This window comes from Roseomonas aerilata DSM 19363 (genome assembly GCF_000711725.1).
Lineage (GTDB): Bacteria > Pseudomonadota > Alphaproteobacteria > Acetobacterales > Acetobacteraceae > Roseomonas > Roseomonas aerilata.
This window is the reverse complement of the sequence record NZ_JONP01000005.1, coordinates 93,511-108,953: the sequence shown is the minus strand read 5'-3', so window position 1 is coordinate 108,953 and position 15,443 is coordinate 93,511. Positions and strand designations below refer to the sequence as shown.

The 15,443-nt window shown below is 74.2% G+C and carries 18 protein-coding genes and 1 pseudogene; 8 read left to right on the top strand and 11 right to left on the bottom strand.

Features of this window, described 5'->3' with window-relative positions:
* Nucleotides 1–16: 16 nt before the first annotated feature.
* The 5 genes from BO39_RS07650 to BO39_RS07630 all read right to left on the bottom strand — a co-directional run bounded on the left by BO39_RS07650 (nt 17) and on the right by BO39_RS07630 (nt 4,082).
* Nucleotides 17–1,036 carry an extracellular solute-binding protein gene (locus BO39_RS07650; RefSeq protein ID WP_043831678.1) on the bottom strand — a complete coding sequence of 340 codons (1,020 nt, stop codon included), beginning with the start codon at nt 1,034–1,036 and terminating at the stop codon, nt 17–19.
* 106 nt (nt 1,037–1,142) lie between these two features.
* Nucleotides 1,143–1,685 (bottom strand): chromate transporter, encoded by a 543-nt coding sequence (locus BO39_RS07645; protein WP_043831676.1) that lies wholly within the window; start codon nt 1,683–1,685, stop codon nt 1,143–1,145.
* Nucleotides 1,682–2,275 (bottom strand): chromate transporter, encoded by a 594-nt coding sequence (locus tag BO39_RS07640; RefSeq protein ID WP_043831674.1) that lies wholly within the window; start codon nt 2,273–2,275, stop codon nt 1,682–1,684. Before BO39_RS07640 ends, BO39_RS07645 begins: the two co-directional genes overlap by 4 nt.
* Before the next feature lie 68 nt (nt 2,276–2,343).
* On the bottom strand, nt 2,344–3,315 hold the full coding sequence (locus tag BO39_RS07635) for an L-threonylcarbamoyladenylate synthase (RefSeq protein ID WP_043831672.1): 972 nt from the start codon (nt 3,313–3,315) through the stop codon (nt 2,344–2,346).
* The gene (locus BO39_RS07630) at nt 3,312–4,082 is read right to left on the bottom strand and encodes a 3'(2'),5'-bisphosphate nucleotidase CysQ family protein (RefSeq protein ID WP_043831883.1); all 771 of its coding nucleotides are present in this window, start codon (nt 4,080–4,082) and stop codon (nt 3,312–3,314) included. Before BO39_RS07630 ends, BO39_RS07635 begins: the two co-directional genes overlap by 4 nt.
* Before the next feature lie 145 nt (nt 4,083–4,227).
* On the opposite strand from BO39_RS07630, the gene BO39_RS07625 reads away from it, so the two are divergent.
* Together BO39_RS07625 and BO39_RS07620 are read left to right on the top strand one after the other, a co-directional pair.
* A complete protein-coding gene (locus tag BO39_RS07625) occupies nt 4,228–4,689 on the top strand; it encodes a cupin domain-containing protein (RefSeq protein ID WP_043831670.1) in 462 nt (153 codons plus the stop codon).
* 157 nt (nt 4,690–4,846) lie between these two features.
* Nucleotides 4,847–5,074: a hypothetical protein gene (locus BO39_RS07620; protein ID WP_052401755.1), complete on the top strand. Its 228-nt coding sequence runs from the start codon at nt 4,847–4,849 to the stop codon at nt 5,072–5,074.
* 36 nt (nt 5,075–5,110) lie between these two features.
* Here the strand turns inward: BO39_RS07620 and BO39_RS07615 are convergent, their stop codons facing one another.
* From BO39_RS07615 to BO39_RS34300, 3 genes and pseudogenes are all read right to left on the bottom strand, one after another.
* Entirely contained in the window at nt 5,111–5,470 is a 360-nt protein-coding gene (locus BO39_RS07615; RefSeq protein ID WP_043831668.1) for a VOC family protein, read from the bottom strand.
* 43 nt (nt 5,471–5,513) lie between these two features.
* Nucleotides 5,514–5,654: a hypothetical protein gene (locus tag BO39_RS34305; RefSeq protein WP_245615025.1), complete on the bottom strand. Its 141-nt coding sequence runs from the start codon at nt 5,652–5,654 to the stop codon at nt 5,514–5,516.
* 63 nt (nt 5,655–5,717) lie between these two features.
* Nucleotides 5,718–5,816: pseudogene (locus BO39_RS34300) on the bottom strand (HTH domain-containing protein); the annotation flags it as partial.
* Nucleotides 5,817–5,998: 182 nt separating this feature from the next.
* Between BO39_RS34300 and BO39_RS07605 the strand changes: the two are divergent.
* From BO39_RS07605 to BO39_RS07585, 5 genes are all read left to right on the top strand, one after another.
* Nucleotides 5,999–7,663, top strand: coding sequence for a leucyl aminopeptidase (locus BO39_RS07605; RefSeq protein WP_043831666.1), 1,665 nt, complete (start codon nt 5,999–6,001; stop codon nt 7,661–7,663).
* Nucleotides 7,664–7,675: 12 nt separating this feature from the next.
* Nucleotides 7,676–9,157, top strand: coding sequence for a M17 family metallopeptidase (locus BO39_RS07600; RefSeq protein ID WP_052401751.1), 1,482 nt, complete (start codon nt 7,676–7,678; stop codon nt 9,155–9,157).
* Entirely contained in the window at nt 9,154–9,600 is a 447-nt protein-coding gene (locus BO39_RS07595) for a DNA polymerase III subunit chi (protein ID WP_043831664.1), read from the top strand. The genes BO39_RS07600 and BO39_RS07595 overlap by 4 nt, the downstream gene beginning before the upstream one ends.
* Nucleotides 9,601–9,687: 87 nt before the next feature.
* A complete protein-coding gene (locus BO39_RS07590; RefSeq protein WP_043831661.1) occupies nt 9,688–9,927 on the top strand; it encodes a hypothetical protein in 240 nt (79 codons plus the stop codon).
* A 159-nt stretch (nt 9,928–10,086) separates the two neighbouring features.
* Nucleotides 10,087–11,223, top strand: a complete 1,137-nt coding sequence (locus BO39_RS07585) for a DUF4336 domain-containing protein (protein WP_211257396.1) — start codon at nt 10,087–10,089, stop codon at nt 11,221–11,223.
* 16 nt (nt 11,224–11,239) lie between these two features.
* Here the strand turns inward: BO39_RS07585 and BO39_RS07580 are convergent, their stop codons facing one another.
* From BO39_RS07580 to mutL, 3 genes are all read right to left on the bottom strand, one after another.
* Nucleotides 11,240–12,052 carry a potassium channel family protein gene (locus BO39_RS07580; RefSeq protein WP_084697930.1) on the bottom strand — a complete coding sequence of 271 codons (813 nt, stop codon included), beginning with the start codon at nt 12,050–12,052 and terminating at the stop codon, nt 11,240–11,242.
* A gap of 166 nt (nt 12,053–12,218) precedes the next feature.
* Nucleotides 12,219–12,911: a hypothetical protein gene (locus tag BO39_RS07575; protein ID WP_052401749.1), complete on the bottom strand. Its 693-nt coding sequence runs from the start codon at nt 12,909–12,911 to the stop codon at nt 12,219–12,221.
* A 68-nt stretch (nt 12,912–12,979) separates the two neighbouring features.
* The gene (gene mutL, locus BO39_RS07570) at nt 12,980–14,815 is read right to left on the bottom strand and encodes a DNA mismatch repair endonuclease MutL (protein ID WP_245615043.1); all 1,836 of its coding nucleotides are present in this window, start codon (nt 14,813–14,815) and stop codon (nt 12,980–12,982) included.
* An 88-nt stretch (nt 14,816–14,903) separates the two neighbouring features.
* On the opposite strand from mutL, the gene BO39_RS34295 reads away from it, so the two are divergent.
* Complete coding sequence (locus BO39_RS34295; protein ID WP_052401747.1) at nt 14,904–15,332, top strand: hypothetical protein; 429 nt, start codon at nt 14,904–14,906, stop codon at nt 15,330–15,332.
* The last annotated feature ends 111 nt before the right edge of the window (nt 15,333–15,443 follow it).

The following is a 15,443-nucleotide window of genomic DNA, read 5'->3' as shown; positions in this document are numbered from 1 at the left end:
CGCGCCGGGACCGCCCTCAGCGGTCGAAGCCGACCTCGTCCACGATGCGGCTGGCGGCCGCGCGGCGGGAGGCGACCTCGGGCAGGGACACGTCGCGCGGGTTGAGGGCGCCGAAACCGGCGACGATCGGGTTCACCGGCGTGTTCGGGCGCACGGGGTTCTCGAAATTCGCGTCGGCATACATCGACTGCGCCTCGGGGGAGGCGAGGAACTCAAGGAAGCGCACGGCCTCCGCCTTGTTGGGCGCGTGGCGGGTGACGGCGCCGCCGGAGATGTTCACCGCCGTCTCATTGGCCGGCAGGACGACGCGCACGGCCTCGCCCCAGCGCTTCTGCTCCTCCCCCCCCTGCCCCGAGAGCATCAGGCCGGCATAGTAGGTGTTCGCCAGCCCCACGTCGCAGATGCCCGCGAGGATGTCGCGCGCGACCTCACGGTCGCCGCCCGTGGCGCGGCGGGCGAGGTTGCCGTGCAGCTTCGTCAGGTAGTCGCGCAGCCAGGCCTCGCCGTGATGGATCATCAGGATCGAGAAGAGGGCGGTGTTGTAGGGGTGCTGGCCCGAGCGGATGCAGACCTTCCCCTTGAAGCGGGGATCGGCCAGGTCCTCGTAGGTGAGCTTCGCGGCCTCGGCCTCCGGGATGCGCTCGCGGGAGGCATAGATGGCGCGGGCGCGGGTGGAGAGGGCGAACCAGCGGCCCTGCGGGTCGCGCAGCGGCGTGGGAATGGCGGATTCCAGCACCTCGGATCGCACGGGCTGGGTAAGGTTGCGGTCCACCAGCTCCATCAGGTTGCCGACATCCACCACCATGGCGACGTCGGCGCGGGAACGGCTGCCCTCGGCGGCCAGCCGCTCGGCGAGGCCGCCCTGGACGAAGACGGTGTTCACCTTGATGCCGGTTTCCTGGGTGAAGCGCTCCGTCAGGGGGCGCATCAGGCCGGGCTCGCGCGTGGTGTAGAGGTTCACCTCCGCTGCCTGGGCGGCGATGGGGGAAGCGAACAGGGAGAGGGCGAGCAGGAGGGCGGTCCGCGGGCGGATCATGGCGCTGGCCTCGGCAAGGGGCTGGTCAGATGAACGGCGCGCAATCTGTCCCGCCCCGGCGCTGCGAGCAAGAGGTGAGAATGATTATTAATGCGGCGGGCGGCCGCTACCCGCCGAGCAGCACCAGGCCGAGCAGCCCGCCCGCCACGAGCGTCCAGATCGGGGAGAGATTCGACCGCCAGACGAAGAGGGCCGAGGCAAGGGTGATCAGCACCGCGACGGCCATCTCGGTTTCCGTGCCGCGCGCCGCCGCGGCCCCCGTGACGAGGCCGGTGGCAAGGATCAGCCCGATCGCGACGGGCACCAGCCCGGCCCGCAGCGCCCCCATGCGCGCGTCTCCGGCCAAGCGCTGCGTCAGCATCGCCACCGCCCAGGCGAGGATGAAGGTGGGGCCGAGAAAGCCGACGAGGCTCGCCGCCAGCCCTTGCCACCCCGCGACGTGCCAGCCGATCACAGCCACGAAGAGCACGTTCGGCCCCGGCGCGGCGGAGGCGAGGGCGTAGCCCTGCGAGAAGGCGGCGTCGGTCATCCAGTGCCGCAACTCCACCACCTCGTGGTGCATCGACGGCACGGCGGCGTTGGCCCCGCCGACCGCGACGAGGGAGAGCTTGAGGAAGAAGAGGAAGAGGTCCCAGACAGGCCCGGTCATGCCCGCGCCTCCCCGCCGCGCCGGGCGCGCCAGACCACGGCCGCGATGGAAATCGGGCCGAGCACGAGCACGATGATTGGCAGCGGCACCCGGAACCAGGCGGCCGCAACGGTGGAGAGGATGCCGATCGCAATCAGCTCCGGCGGCGGGCGGAGGCGCCCGATCATGCGGAGGCCGTTGCCGATCACCATCCCCGCCGCCGCGCAGGCCAGCCCGTGCATGAAGGCCGCGACCGCTGGGATATCGGCGAATTCCTGCCAGAGCAGGACGAGCGACATCAGGACGATCAGCGGGAAGAGGTAGAGCCCGCCCGTGGCCGCGAAGGAGCCGGCCAAGCCCGCGAAGCGCCGGCCGATCATGACGGCGGCGTTGCCGACATTGGGGCCGGGCAGCACCTGGCCGAGGCCGAGGACCTCCGCGTAGTCGCGCTCGGTCATCCAGCGCCGCTCCTCCACCAGGGCGCGGCGGACCCAGACCTGGGCGCCGCCGAAGCCCATCAGCCCGGCCTTGGCGAAGGCGGCGAAGAGCTGGGCGGGGCCGGGCGGCGGGTTGAGGGGAAGCTCGGCGGGCGGGGCAGAAGGCTTGGGCACGGCGGCAGACTCATCCCGCCGCCCGGTGCGGGCAAGAGGGTTCGGCCGCTAATCGTGGCCGCGCCGCGCTATCTCGGGGCGGCGGCGCGGCGGAGGCGGTCGTTGATGGCCTCGCCCAGCCCCTCCACCGGCACGGGCATGGCGGCGATGCCCTTGAGCCCGCGCCGCGCGCCCTCCGCGTCCAGCCAGCGCAGGCCGGAGAAGAGGCGGGCGGCGGCCTCCACCGTGTCGCCGGACGGGGAGAGGTTCCAGGTGACCGCCGCGCCCGGCAGGGGCGGACCGAAGGCGAGCAGCCCTTCCTCTAGCCCGACCTCGCCGGCCGCGAGGCGCACCGGCAGGGCGGGGGCGTAGTGGGAGAGCATCATCCCGGGGGAGCGGAGCGTGCGCGTTGCCTCCGCGGCCTCCACCGGGATGGGGCGGCCGATGGGGCCGATCACCGCCTCGATCGCCGCCGCCGTCACGCCGCCGGGGCGGAGCAGCACGGCCCCGGCGCCGGTGAGGTCGAGCACCGTGCTCTCCACGCCCACGGCGCAGGGGCCGCCGTCCAGCACCGCGGCGATGCGACCGGACAGCCCGTCCAGCACGTGCTCCGCCGTGGTGGGGGAGACGCCGCCGGAGCGGTTGGCCGAGGGGGCGGCGACCGGGGTGGCCGCCTCCCGCAGAAGGGCCAGCGCCAGGGGATGGGCGGGCACGCGCACCGCCAGCGTGTCCAGGCCCGCACCGGCCAGCAGGTCCACGCGGCTGTTGCGGCGGCGCGGCAGCACGAGGGTGAGCGGGCCGGGCCAGAAGCGGGCGGCGAGGGCATGGGCGCGCTCGTCGGGCACCACCTCCTCGAAGGCGGCGGCGGGTTCAGGGAAGTGGAGGATGAGCGGGTTGAAGTGCGGGCGGCCCTTGGCCTCGAAGATCGCGGCCACCGCTTGCCCGCTCCGCGCGTCGGCGCCGAGGCCGTAGACGGTCTCGGTGGGGAAGGCGACCAGCGCGCCCTCCCGCAGCAGGGCGGCGGCGCGGGGCACGCCCTCGGGCGGCAGGCGCTCGGTCATGCGGCCGGGCGGCCCTGGGCGAGGAAGGCGCCGTTTTCGAAAAGGGGCTTGCCGTAGCGGAGCGGCGTGCCGTCGAAGCCCGCGACGCTGCCGCCGGCCGCTTCCAGAAGGGCCTGCGGGGCGGCGGTGTCCCACTCCATCGTGCGGCCGAAGCGGGGGTAGAGGTCCCCTGCCCCTTCCGCGAGGCGGCAAAACTTCACGGCGGAACCGATCTTGATCACCTCCGCCACGCGCCGCCCCTCCAGGAAGCGGTCCAGGCGTGGGTCGTCGGAATAGTGGCGGGAGGCGAGGACGGTCGCGCCCTCGGCCGGGATGGCGCGGGCGCGGATGGCGCGGCGGCCGGCGGCGTCGCTTTTCCAGGCGAGGCCCAGGGGGGCGATGCCGCCGAAGACCTCCATGGTCGCGGGGATGGCGACGGCGCCGAGATGGGCGCGCCCCTCCACCACGAGGCCGACATTCACGGCGAAGCTGTCGTGGCCGGCGGCGAATTCGCGCGTGCCGTCCAGCGGGTCCACCAGCCAGGTGCGGGGAGCGAGGGCGGTGAGGATACCGGCCGCGACTTCCTCCTCCGCCACCACGGGGATGTCGGGGGTGGCGGCGCGCAGGCCCTCCACGATCAGGGCTTCCGCGATGCGGTCGGCCTCGGTCACGGGGGAGGCGTCGCTCTTGCGCTCCACCGCGAAGCCGGCGGCGCGGATGGCGTTGATGGCGTGGGCGGCGCGCTCGGCCAGGCCCGCGGCGAGTTCGAGCAGGTCTTCGTCGGTCATCGGATGGGCATAGCGCGGGCGGGGGGTGCAGGGGCAGCCCTGGCCGTCATCCCCTGGCCTCATCCCCTGGCCATCCTGGGATGTTGCGGCGGCGCGGCGGGGCGGGGCGGCCCATCATCGCTGCCAACCAACCAGGGGAACCTCCATGCGCCTTCCGGTCATCCTCGGCGGCTTCGCCCTCGCCTTCACCGCCGGCCTCTTCGCGGCGGATGTGGTGCCCCATGCCTGGGCCCAGGCCGGGCGGCCCGCGATGGAGCCGCGGATCGTCAACCTGTTCAGCATGACCGAGGACGAGATCGGCGCGCCGCGTCCCGGCGCCGACCTTCGCTCCCGCACCCTGGTGGACACGGAGCACGGCACCGTCGCGATCCAGAGCGGCAACGTGATGAAGCACTTCCACGCGGATGCCGACGAAATCCAGCTCATCCTCGACGGCACCGGCTCCTTCTGGCTCGGGGAGCGGGAGGTTCAGATCAAGCCCGGCGACCTGATCATCATTCCCCGCCGCACCGCGCATGCGGGCTCGCGCCCGTCGACGGGGCGGTTCCGTGCGGTGGCCATCAAGCTGCCGCCGCAGCGGGCGGACGACGTGCACCCGGTTCCCTGAAGGCGACATCGCGGGGCGCGATCACGACCCCGCGCGCAGCCCGCCTGCCACGGCACGGCCGCGATCCCGCCGCGCTTCAGACAGCCGCGGCGGGCGTTATTCCCTCCTGGCACGTGGCGTCGGCCCCTCGCCGCCACCCTGCCGGGAGGAGGTCCCCATGACCAACCGCTCACGGCTGCTTCGCGCGCTCACCCTGGTCGTCGCCGCTGCCTCGCTGGCCGGCTGCGTCGCCTATCCCGTCGGTTATGGCGGCGGATACGGCGGCTATGGCCGGGGCTATGGCGGGCCGGCCTACCGCTCCTACGCCTACTCGGCGCCGGCCTATGGCTATCGCGGCTATGGCTACGGGCATGGCGGGTATTACGGGCGCGGGGGCTGGCGCTGAACGCATAGCCGGGGGGCCGGGCCGCCCCCTTTTCCGTCAGCCAGCCGGGGTGAAGACCCGAAGTTGGTGGCCGTCGGGGGCGAGCGCGACGAAGGTTCGGCCGATATCGAGCCCGGTCGGCACCTGGGCGATCCGGAGGCCGCGGGCGGACCAGTCCGCGTGCACGGCGCCCAGGTCCGGCACCGCGAAGGCGAGTTCCGCCGCGCCCGCCATCGCGCCCGGCGCCGGCTCCACCGTGTGGCGGGACCAGAGGCCGCTTCCCGCGCCGGAGGGCATGGTGAACATCGCGAAGGTGGGGGAGGCCTCGGCGGGCTCCCGCCCGAGGAGGTCCGCGTAGAAGGTGGTGCTCGCGGCCGGGCTGTCCACGAGGAGGAGGGTAAGGCTGAGGTCGGGCATGGGGTGGTCTCCTGTTGCCCGCCCTTCCTGCGCCCCCTCCCTGTCAGTTCCTGTCAGGAGACGTCGTTGTTCTGCGCCGCCCGCCAATCCCCCCGCGGCGGGTGACGAGGCGGAGGCCGAGAATGAGCGCATCCACCTCGTCCGCCGTGAGGCTCAGCGGCGGCAGGAAGAAGCCGCGGCGCATGACATGGCCGAGCCCCGCCTCGCCCTCGATCGGCGCGCCCCCGGCCACGAGGGTCGCGATGTCGCGGTAGAGGGTGCGCGGGGAGACGCCGAGCTCCTCTGCCAGCCGGGCGGCCGTGACGGGCCGTCGGCGGCGGCGGAGCGCCTGGAGAAGGTCGAGCAGGCGGGCGGAGCGGGAAAGGCGGGCCTCCTGGCGATGCGCCGGGGTGGGGCGGTGGAGCCTGGCGTCATCACGGCGCGTTGACGAAACGATGAAAGCGGCATGGCTGCCCCGTCTCGGCCCGGGGCGACGTGGCGTATTGCCCCGTCAATGCTATCTCTCGGCTGACAGACCCGGGATCCCCCATGCTCGACATTGCCTTTGCCAAAGCCTCCCTGCCCGAGAGCGGCGCCCTCGTCCTTCCGCTGGCGGAGGAGGATCTCGGCGGCGCCCTGATGGGCGAATGGGACCGGCTGCTGGGCGGCAACCTGGCGCGCGGGGCGGCGGCGGCGGAGTTCAAGGGCCGCAAGGGCCAGGCGACGACCCTCTACGCCCCCGGCGGCGGGCTCTCGCGGCTGGTGCTGGTCGGCCTCGGCAAGCGCGATTCGCTGGACCCGGCCGGGGCCGAGGCGGCGGGCGGGAACGCTGTCGCGGCGCTCGGGCGGGAGGCGCTGGCCTCGATCGACGCGCGGGCCATCGGCGGTTGGGCCGGGGCGGCGGCGGATGTCGCACTCGGCGCCGTGCTGCGCGCCTGGCGCTTCGACCGCTACCGCACGACCGAGAAGCCCGAGGACAAGCCGCGGCTGGCGGGCGTGAAGGTGCTCTGCGACGATCCGCACGCCGCGAAGGCCGAATGGGCGAGCCGCCGCGCCATCGCCGAGGGCGTGTTCCTGACGCGCGAGCTGGTCAGCGAGCCCGCCAATATCCTCAACCCGCCCGAATTCGCCGACCGGCTGCGCAAGCTGGAGAAGCTCGGCGTGGAGGTGGAGGTCTTCGGGCAGAAGGACCTCGAGAAGCTCGGGTTCGGCTCGATGCTCTGCGTCTCCCAGGGATCGGCGCAGCCGCCGCGCATGGTGGTGATGCGCTGGAACGGCACGGATTCGAAGAAGAAGGACAGCCAGCCGATCGCCTTCATCGGCAAGGGCGTGACCTTCGACACCGGCGGCATCTCCATCAAGCCCGCCGCCGGGATGGAGGACATGAAGTGGGACATGGCCGGCGCCGGCACCGTGGCCGGGCTGATGATGGCGCTGGCCGGCCGGAAGGCGAAGGTGGACGTGGTCGGGCTCGTCGGCCTCGTGGAGAACATGCCTTCCGGCACCGCGGTGCGGCCGGGCGACGTCGTCACCTCCTATTCCGGGCAGACGATCGAGGTGATCAACACGGATGCCGAGGGGCGGCTCGTGCTGGCGGACGTGCTGTCCTACTGCAAGAAGCGCTTCGACCCCGCCTTCATGGTGAACCTCGCGACGCTGACGGGCGCGATCATCGTCGCGCTCGGCAACGAGCATGCAGGCCTGTTCTCGAACGACGAGGGGCTGGCGGCGCGCATCCAGGAGGCCGGCAAGTCCGTGGGCGAGCTCGCCTGGCGGATGCCGCTGGGCGAGGCCTATGACCGCGCCATCAAGTCCGACATCGCGGACATGAAGAACGTGGGCGGCGGTCGCGCCGGCGGCTCGATCACGGCCGCGCAGTTCCTCCAGCGCTTCGTCGACGGCTGCCCCTGGGCGCATCTCGACATCGCCGGCGTCGCCTGGGGCGGGAAGGACCAGCCGACCGTGCCCAAGGGCGCGACGGCCTGGGGCGTGCGCCTGCTGGACCGGCTGGTGGCCGAGCACCACGAGGGCCGCGCGGCCGAGGCGCCGGTCCCCGCGGGCGAGCCCGAGGCGGCGGTCAGCGGCACCGGCAGCGAATCCCCGGCCATCCTGGCCGAGGGCGGGGCGGCGAGCGACGCCTCCATCGCCGAGCCCGTGGCCCCGCCCGCCCCCGCCCGCGCGGCGCGGCCGGCGACGCGCCGCCCCCGGCGCTGACGGCGGCCGGCCGTGCTGAAGCTCCGCCTGACCGAGCTGCCGCGCGGCCGCCATCCGGTGGCCTTCCCGGCCCTGCCGGACGAGTTGCTGCCCGCCGCCTACGCGCCGCTGGCCGCCGTCGCGCGCTTCGACGCGGCGAGGGGAGAGGCGCTGCGGCTGGACGGCGTGCTGGGCGGGCGCACCGCCTGGCTGATCGGCGCGGGCCCGCCACACCCGCTGCGGCTGGAGGTGGCGGGCGCGCTCGCCGTCGCCTCCATGACGACGGCCCCCGAGGACCGGGATTCGACGCCGGTGCGTCACGCCGTGATCGACGCGCGCGGGCTGGCCCCGGGCGCGGTCGCGCAGCTCGCCATGGGCGCGGGAATGCGCGGGCACCGGCTGCCGAACCTCTCCACCGGCCCGCGGCGCGACCTGCGGCGGCTGGACCTGCTGGTGGACGATGCCGCCGCCGCGGCGCCGGCTTTCGCGCGGGTGGAGGCGGTGCTGCGCGGCGTCGGCCTCGCGCGCGACCTGGCGGCCGAGCCGGCCAACCGCCTGACCCCCACTACCTTCGCCGAGCGGCTGACCGGGCTGCGCAAGCACGGGATCGAGGTGACGGTGCTCGGGCGCGACTGGCTGGAGCGGGGCGGCTATGGCGGCCTGCTCGCGGTCGGGCGGGGATCGGCGCATCCGCCGCGGCTGGTGGTGCTGCGCTGGCGAGGGGAAGGCGCGCCGGTCGCCTTCGTCGGCAAGGGCATCACCTTCGACACCGGCGGCATCTCCATCAAGCCCGCCAAGGGGATGGAGGCGATGAAGGGCGACATGGCCGGCGCGGCCGCCTGCGCGGGGGCGATCCTGGCCCTCGCGCTGCGCCGCAGCCCTGTCCATGCCGTGGCCGTGCTGGCCGTCGCCGAGAACGCGACGGGCGCCGAGAGCTACCGCCCCGGCGACGTGCTCCGCACCGCCTCCGGCCGCACGGTGGAGGTGGTGGACACCGACGCCGAGGGGCGGCTGGTGCTGGCGGACGCGCTGCACCACGCCCGCGGGCTGCGGCCGCGCGCGATCATCGATCTTGCGACGCTCACGGGCAGCATCGTCTCGGCCCTCGGCCACCATCGCGCGGGGCTCTTCGGGAACGACGACATCCTGCGAGACGCCCTGATGGCGGCGGGCGAGGCGGTGGGGGAGCCGCTCTGGCCCATGCCGATCGGGGCCAAGCACCGCCGCGACCTCGACAGCGCGATCGCCGACCTCCGCCACTGCCTGCCGGTCGGCGGCGGGGGGCCGGGATGGGCGGGGAAGTTCCTGCCCGATGCCTGCCAGGCCGCGGCCTTCCTGGGGGAGTTCGCGGGGGGCGACGCGCCCTGGGCGCATCTCGACATCGCCGGGATGGACCTGCGGGAGGAAGGGGTGGAGAGCGGCGCCTATCCCCTGCCCCCCGGCCCCAGCGGCTTCGGCGTGCGGCTGCTCGACCGGCTGGTCGCGGACCGCTTCGAGACCTCCCGGGCGGCATGAGCGAGATCGGCTTCTACCACCTGACCCGCACGGCACTGGAGGTGGCGCTGCCCCGGCTGCTCGGCCGCGTGCTGGCCACCGGCGGCCGCGCCGTGGTGCGGGTGGGGGGGCCGGAGCGGCTGGCGGCGCTGGACACGGCCCTCTGGCTCTGCCCCGAGCCGGACTGGCTGCCCCATGGCACCCCCGCCACCGGCGATGCCGACCTCCAGCCGATCTGGCTGACGACCGAGGACGAGGCGCCCAACGGCGCGCGGCACCTCTTCCTCGCCGACGGCGCGGAGACGGCGCGGGCCGAGTCCTTCGACCGCGTCTTCGACCTCTTCGACGGCAACGACCCCGCGGCCTTGCAGGCGGCGCGCGACCGCTGGCGCCGCGGCAAGGCGGCCGGGCACGCGCTGACCTACTGGCAGCAGGGCCCTTCCGGCTGGATGAAGCGGGACTAGGCCACGTTCACGCGCCCGTCACGCGCCCCGCCCTTGCCCGCTCCCTCGCGGCCTGCCACATCGGCGCAGCCTTCAGGAGCGACCCCCATGTCCGACGAGAACCAGGCCACCGAGACCATGACGGTCGGCGCCCTGATCGCCGAGCTGCAGAAGCTCGACGCCTCCCGCCCCATCGCCCTCGGCATCATGCTCGGCGGCGAGGAGGATGACGGGGACATCGACATCTACGGCATCGACATCATCGAGGAGATGGAGGCCGAGGACGGTTCCCCGGCCTATGTCATCGCCTGCGACCTGCGCGGCGCCGACGACGAGGAGGAGGGCTGACGCCCTTCCGCCCGCCGGCCCCTGACCGGGCCGGCTGAAGGGCATTCTCATCCGCCCCGCGCGGCGGTGGCTCGCGTGCGCCCACGTTTCCTCGCCCGGAATGCATCTATCCCGCGGCGGTCCCGTTTTCCCGGGGCCCCCAAGGATCGGATGCGCCCGATGATTATCTCCACCCGGCTGCACGGGCTGATCGACTACGGCATGGCCGCCCTGCTCGGCGGCCTTTCGGCCTCGCGCGTGCTGCCGCCGCCGGTTTCGCGGCTGCTGGGCGCGGCGGGCGCCTATCACGCGGGCTATGCGGCGTTGACCGACTACGAGGGCGGGCTGACGCCGACCCTCTCGATGCGCCAGCATCTGATGCTCGACACGGCCGGCGGCGCGGCGCTGCTGGTGGCCGGGCTGGCCATGCGGCGGCAGCCCGACGCGGCGCGGGCGCTTCTCGTGGGCCTCGGCATCACGGAGCTGGCGGTGACCGCCCTCAGCAGCGCCTCGCCGCGGCAGGGGCCGGGCCAGGGAAGTGGGCCGGTGGCGCGGCTGCTGGCGCAGGATCAGCACGCGGTGGCGCACCATGTGAGCTACCCACCGCTCGACACGCCCAAGCCCGTGGCGGAGGGGCTCTTCATCGTGGACAGCACGCTGGAGGGCGCGCTCGGCGCTGTGCTGGGCACACGGATGACGGTGATCCGCCTGCTGGATGGCGGGCTGCTGCTACACTCCCCCACGCGTTTCTCCCTCAAGCTCAAGGGCGAGCTGGAGGCGATCGGGCCGGTGCGGCACCTGGTGGCGCCGAGCTTCGGACACTGGACCTTCATGAAGGACTGGTCGGACGCCTGCCCGGAGGCGACCACCTGGGCCACGCCCGGCCTGCGCACTCGCGGGCAGGTGCGGCGCAGCGGGCTGCGGCTGGACCACGACCTGGCCGAGACGGCGCCGTCGGAATGGGGGGACGCGATCCAGCTCGTGCCGGTGCCGGGCGTTGCCGGCTTCACCGAGACGGCGATGTTCCACCGGCCGACCGAGACGCTGGTGCTGACGGACCTCGTCATCAACCTCGAATCACCGAAGGTGCCGCTGCCGGTGCGGCCGATCGCCTGGGCTTTCGGCGTGCTCTCGCCGGACGGCATGCCGCCGCCCTATCTGCGGGCCATCGTGCGGCAGCGGCAGGCGGAGGCGGCACGCGCGGCCTCCCGCCTCATCGCGCTGCGGCCGGAGCGGGTGATCTTCGCCCATGGCCGCTGGTTCGAGCGCGACGGAACGGAGCATCTGCGGCGCTCCTTCCGCTGGCTGATCGACTAGGGCCGCGCCGCGGCCTTCAGCGCCCCTCGTCGGGGATGTTGAGGACGACGCCGCAGGCCTTGCAGTGCACCGCGTCCGCCTCGTGCCGCATCAGGCCGCAGGAGGGACAGTCGTGCCGCACCTTGGAGGGGCGGAACATCGCCTGGGCGAGGCGCAGGAATAGCGTGACGCCCGCCAGCATGATGATGACGGAGAGCATGCGCCCCGTCGTGCCCGGCAGGGTGATGTCTCCGAAGCCGGTCGTCGTCAGCGAGGTGATGGTGAAGTAGAGCGCGTCCGCGTAGTTCGTGATGTGCGGATTGGAGCGGTGCTGGGTGGCGTAGACCAGCCCGGTCATGACGAAGATGAAGACGATCAGGTTCGCCGCGGCCAGGACGGCTTCCTCCTCGCGCCGGAAGAGCGGCGAGACCTCGCGCAGCCGCTCGAGCACGCGGAAGAGCCGCAGCACCCGCAGCAGGCGGAGCGCGCGCAGGAAGCCGAAGGCCTCCCCCGTCACAGGCACGAGGAAGGAGGCGATCGCCACCATGTCCACCCAGGTCCAGGGGTGAAGCAGGTCCCGGCGCGGTGTTCGGCTGGCGAAGAAGCGGGCGGTGAATTCAACGAGCAGGAGCAGCCCGAGCACGCCGTCCACCACCTCGATCCAGGCGTGGCCGGGCGTGAAGGACGTCGCGATGACAAAGACGAGGATGCTGATGTCGGTGGCGAGCAGCACGTCGCGCCCCCGGCGTGCCCAGGGCGTGTCATCCTCGTAGAGGCGGCGGAGGCGGGTGCGCAGGCGGCGCAGGTGGCCGGAAAGGCTGCGCGGCGGGCTTGCCAGGGCCTCCCCCATCACGCCATCGCCCGCGCGGCAGCGGGCCGGCGCCCGCTACCCGCCACGGTCCGGATCATCACCGGAACGAGGCCCATTCGGCATCCTCCCCAAGATCCGCGGAGATTGGGGCCGGGGCGGGCAGGACCGCAACCGCGGCCTACGGGCTGCGGCGGACTCCCCGCGGTCACGGCGTCCACAGGGAGAACTCTGTCCCGAAATCGGTTGTGGCCAGGGTTTGGCAGCGGGAGGGCTGCGGGCCGCAATCAGGCCCGGGCACGGCCGCGATCCGCCCGTCGCGCAGCGTGAGAACCAGCGGCACCGGCGGCTCCGACATCTTCGCGTAGGAGAGTGCGACGAGGAAGCGGATGGAGTCGTACCGCGCCGGATCCGCGTAGAAGACAAGGTCGCGCGAGACCGCCTCGCCGGGGTTGAGGCCGGAGGGACCACCCGCCGCGCCGTCGAAGAGCACGCCGTTGCGGAGCAGGACATCGCCCTCCTCCTCCGCGTAATCGCGCGCCTGGGCCACTGCCCCGCCCTCCGGCGGGACGGAGGGCAAGGCGCCGCCCTCCGCGAAGCGCACCCGCACGCCGATGACGTTGTAGGTGAGGCCGAGCACGCGGACCTCGGCCTGCCCGACGTTCCGGCGCGTGACGGTCGAGCGGATGGCGACGAGCCCGTCCTTGCGGCCGACCCGCTCCAGCGTGCTCGTCACGGAGACGCTCGGCGGCGCAAGGCTGGGGGCGATCCGGGCCTCGTAGATGAAGGTGTAGACGCCCCAGGCGCCAGCCCCGATGATGGCGAGCGTCTGCACAGCGTTGTTGAGCGTCTCCGCGCTGAATCGGGAGCGCCCGGCACTCCCGTCAGCTTTCTCGGCCATCCGGCATCCCTCCCCACATTGTCTGGGGTAACCCGCGGGCCGGCTCCCGGTTGTGACGCGCGGCCTGCTCAGGTCCGGCCGAACATCCGTGCGAGGTCGCCCGCGCCCAGGCGCAGGAAGGTGGGCCGTCCGTGGGAGCAGGTGGCGGCGCGCGGCGTCGCCTCCATCTCCCGCAGCAGGGCCGCCATTTCCGCGGGATTGAGGCGGCGCCCGGCGCGCACGCTGCCATGGCAGGCCAGGCGCGCGACCGCGGCGTCCAGCCGGCGCTCCAGCGCGGTGCTCTCCTCCCAATCCGCGAGTTCGGCGGCGATGTCGGCCAGGATCGGCCCGGGCTCCGGCGTGCCCAGCAAGGCCGGCAGGGCCCGGACGAGGATGGCGCCAGGGCCGAAGGGCTCGATCTCCAACCCGAGGCGCGCGAGGTCCTCCGCCCGGCCGGCAAGGCGCAGCGCGTCGGCCGCCGGCATGTCCACCACCGCCGGCAGGAGCAGCGGCTGGGACCGCACCCCGCCCGCGACGAGCTGGGCCGAGAGGCGCTCATGCGTCAGTCGCTCGTGCGCCGCGTGCTGGTCCACGAGGATGAGGGCCCCGTCGGGCGCCTCCGCGAGGACATAGGTGTCGAGGAGCTGCGCGAGCGGGCGACCGAGCGGTCCCTCCGCCGCGCTGCCGGGCGGCAGGGGCGGCGCTTCGGCGGGCACGGAGAGGCCCCCGGGCGGCAGGGCGAAGCGTGGCTGCACCGGGCGCGACGGCGCGGGCGCGGCGAAGGCGAAGCCCGGCTCGGCGAAGCCGGGGGCGCGGGTTGGGGTCTCGGTGCCATCCGCCCAGGTGACGCTGGCCCCCCCTTGCGGCATGGGCTGGCCGGCGCGGCTGGGCCAGGCGGGGTCGGCGGCGGCGCTGCTGGAATCCCAGCCGGTGCGGGTCAGGCCCACCCCCGCGCCCGTGCCCAGCGCCCGGCGGAGAGAGGCGATCATCGCCCCACGCACGCCGGCGGCGTCGCGGAAGCGCAGCTCCGTCTTCATCGGGTGGACGTTCACGTCCACCGCCTCGGGCGGGATCTCGAGGAAGAGGGCGGCGACGGGGTGGCGGCCGGCGGCCAGCACGTCCCGGTAGGCGACGCGCAGGGCGGCGCGCAGCAGCGGGTCGCGCACGGGGCGGCGATTGACCACGAGGTGCTGCTCGGCCGCCGTCGCGCGGTGATGGGTGGGCAGGCCGGCCAGCCCCTCCAGCACGAGGTCCGGCCAGCTTCCCTCCACCGGCACGGCGGCGGTGGCGAAGTCGCGGCCCAGCAGGGCGCCGGCGCGGGTGGCGCGGTCGGCCGACGGGAGGTCGAGGGCGGTGCGGCCGTCCACCGTGACGCGGAAGCCGACCTCCGGCCAGGCGAAGGCGAGGCGGCGCACGGCCTCCACCGCGTGGGAGGCCTCGGTGCCCGGCGTTTTCAGGAACTTGCGGCGCGCGGGGGTGGCGAAAAACAGGTCGCGCACCTCCACCCGCGTGCCGGGCGGGGCGGCCGCGGGCGTCACCTCGCCCACGCGCCCGGCCTCGACCGTGATGGCGTGTGCCTCGCCGTCGCGCGGGCGGGTGGTGATGGCCAGGCGGGAGACGGCGCCGATGGAGGGCAGCGCCTCTCCCCGGAAGCCGAGGGTGGCGATGCGGAACAGCGTCGCCTCGTCCGGCAGCTTCGAGGTGGCGTGGCGCTCGATGCACAGCGCGAGGTCGGCGGGCGACATGCCGGCGCCGTCGTCCTCCACGAGGATGCGGTCGGTGCCGCCACCTTCCAGCGCGACGGTGACGCGGCGCGCGCCGGCGTCGAGCGCGTTCTCCACCAGCTCCTTCACGGCGGCGGCGGGGCGCTCCACCACCTCGCCCGCGGCGATGCGGTCGGCCGTGGTGGGGGGAAGGCGGCGAATGGCCTGGGATGTCGCCAGAAGGGAGGTGAAGGTCACAGCGCCAGGGATGGGGTTTTCCCGGGGCTGGGGCAAGGATGGCCGGCCTGGGTTGAGGAAGAGTGAACCGCTGATCTGGCCGGGGGCGCGCCGTTCCGCTATCCGGACGGTGATGCGCCCCTCCCGCAGCCATCTCGCGCGCCTGCTCGCCGGACTGCTGCTGCTGCAATGGGCGGCGGCGATGCTGCCGCACGCGCGGGCGATGGGGATGCTCGGCCGCGCCGTAGCGACGGAACTCTGCACCCCCTCCGGCACGCGGACGGTGCTGCTGGACGAGGACGGCCGTCCGCTTCCCGCCGCGCACGACCTCGACTGCTGCGACATGGGCCAGGGCCCGGCCGCCATCGTGGCGGAGGTGCCGCGGGTGCCGGCCGCGCGCGTCGTGCCCGTCGCGGTCGAGCACCCGGCCGGCCGCGCCGGGCTGCCGCCCTTCCCGCCCCGCGCGCCCCCGCAACAGCCGAGAGCCCCGCCCACCGCCTGACCCGCACGCCCGGCCGGTTCCGAAAGGATCGGTCCGTGCGACCCCGACGGCACCGGCCCCGGCCGGTCGCCTCGGGATTGGCTCCGCCTGCCCCCTCCGGGGCCGGCTGCT

What these genes read in the sequence shown, in the direction of transcription:
- BO39_RS07595 (WP_043831664.1), top strand. Translation starts at nt 9,154, where the DNA reads ATGAGCGAGATCGGCTTCTACCACCTGACCCGCACGGCACTGGAGGTG.
- BO39_RS34305 (WP_245615025.1), bottom strand. Translation starts at nt 5,654, where the DNA reads ATGCGCCGCGGCTTCTTCCTGCCGCCGCTGAGCCTCACGGCGGACGAG.
- BO39_RS07605 (WP_043831666.1), top strand. Translation starts at nt 5,999, where the DNA reads ATGCTCGACATTGCCTTTGCCAAAGCCTCCCTGCCCGAGAGCGGCGCC.
- BO39_RS07630 (WP_043831883.1), bottom strand. Translation starts at nt 4,082, where the DNA reads ATGACCGACGAAGACCTGCTCGAACTCGCCGCGGGCCTGGCCGAGCGC.
- BO39_RS07625 (WP_043831670.1), top strand. Translation starts at nt 4,228, where the DNA reads ATGCGCCTTCCGGTCATCCTCGGCGGCTTCGCCCTCGCCTTCACCGCC.
- BO39_RS07615 (WP_043831668.1), bottom strand. Translation starts at nt 5,470, where the DNA reads ATGCCCGACCTCAGCCTTACCCTCCTCCTCGTGGACAGCCCGGCCGCG.
- BO39_RS07620 (WP_052401755.1), top strand. Translation starts at nt 4,847, where the DNA reads ATGACCAACCGCTCACGGCTGCTTCGCGCGCTCACCCTGGTCGTCGCC.
- BO39_RS07580 (WP_084697930.1), bottom strand. Translation starts at nt 12,052, where the DNA reads ATGGGGGAGGCCCTGGCAAGCCCGCCGCGCAGCCTTTCCGGCCACCTG.
- BO39_RS07575 (WP_052401749.1), bottom strand. Translation starts at nt 12,911, where the DNA reads ATGGCCGAGAAAGCTGACGGGAGTGCCGGGCGCTCCCGATTCAGCGCG.
- BO39_RS07650 (WP_043831678.1), bottom strand. Translation starts at nt 1,036, where the DNA reads ATGATCCGCCCGCGGACCGCCCTCCTGCTCGCCCTCTCCCTGTTCGCT.
- BO39_RS07590 (WP_043831661.1), top strand. Translation starts at nt 9,688, where the DNA reads ATGTCCGACGAGAACCAGGCCACCGAGACCATGACGGTCGGCGCCCTG.
- BO39_RS07645 (WP_043831676.1), bottom strand. Translation starts at nt 1,685, where the DNA reads ATGACCGGGCCTGTCTGGGACCTCTTCCTCTTCTTCCTCAAGCTCTCC.
- BO39_RS07585 (WP_211257396.1), top strand. Translation starts at nt 10,087, where the DNA reads ATGATTATCTCCACCCGGCTGCACGGGCTGATCGACTACGGCATGGCC.
- BO39_RS07635 (WP_043831672.1), bottom strand. Translation starts at nt 3,315, where the DNA reads ATGACCGAGCGCCTGCCGCCCGAGGGCGTGCCCCGCGCCGCCGCCCTG.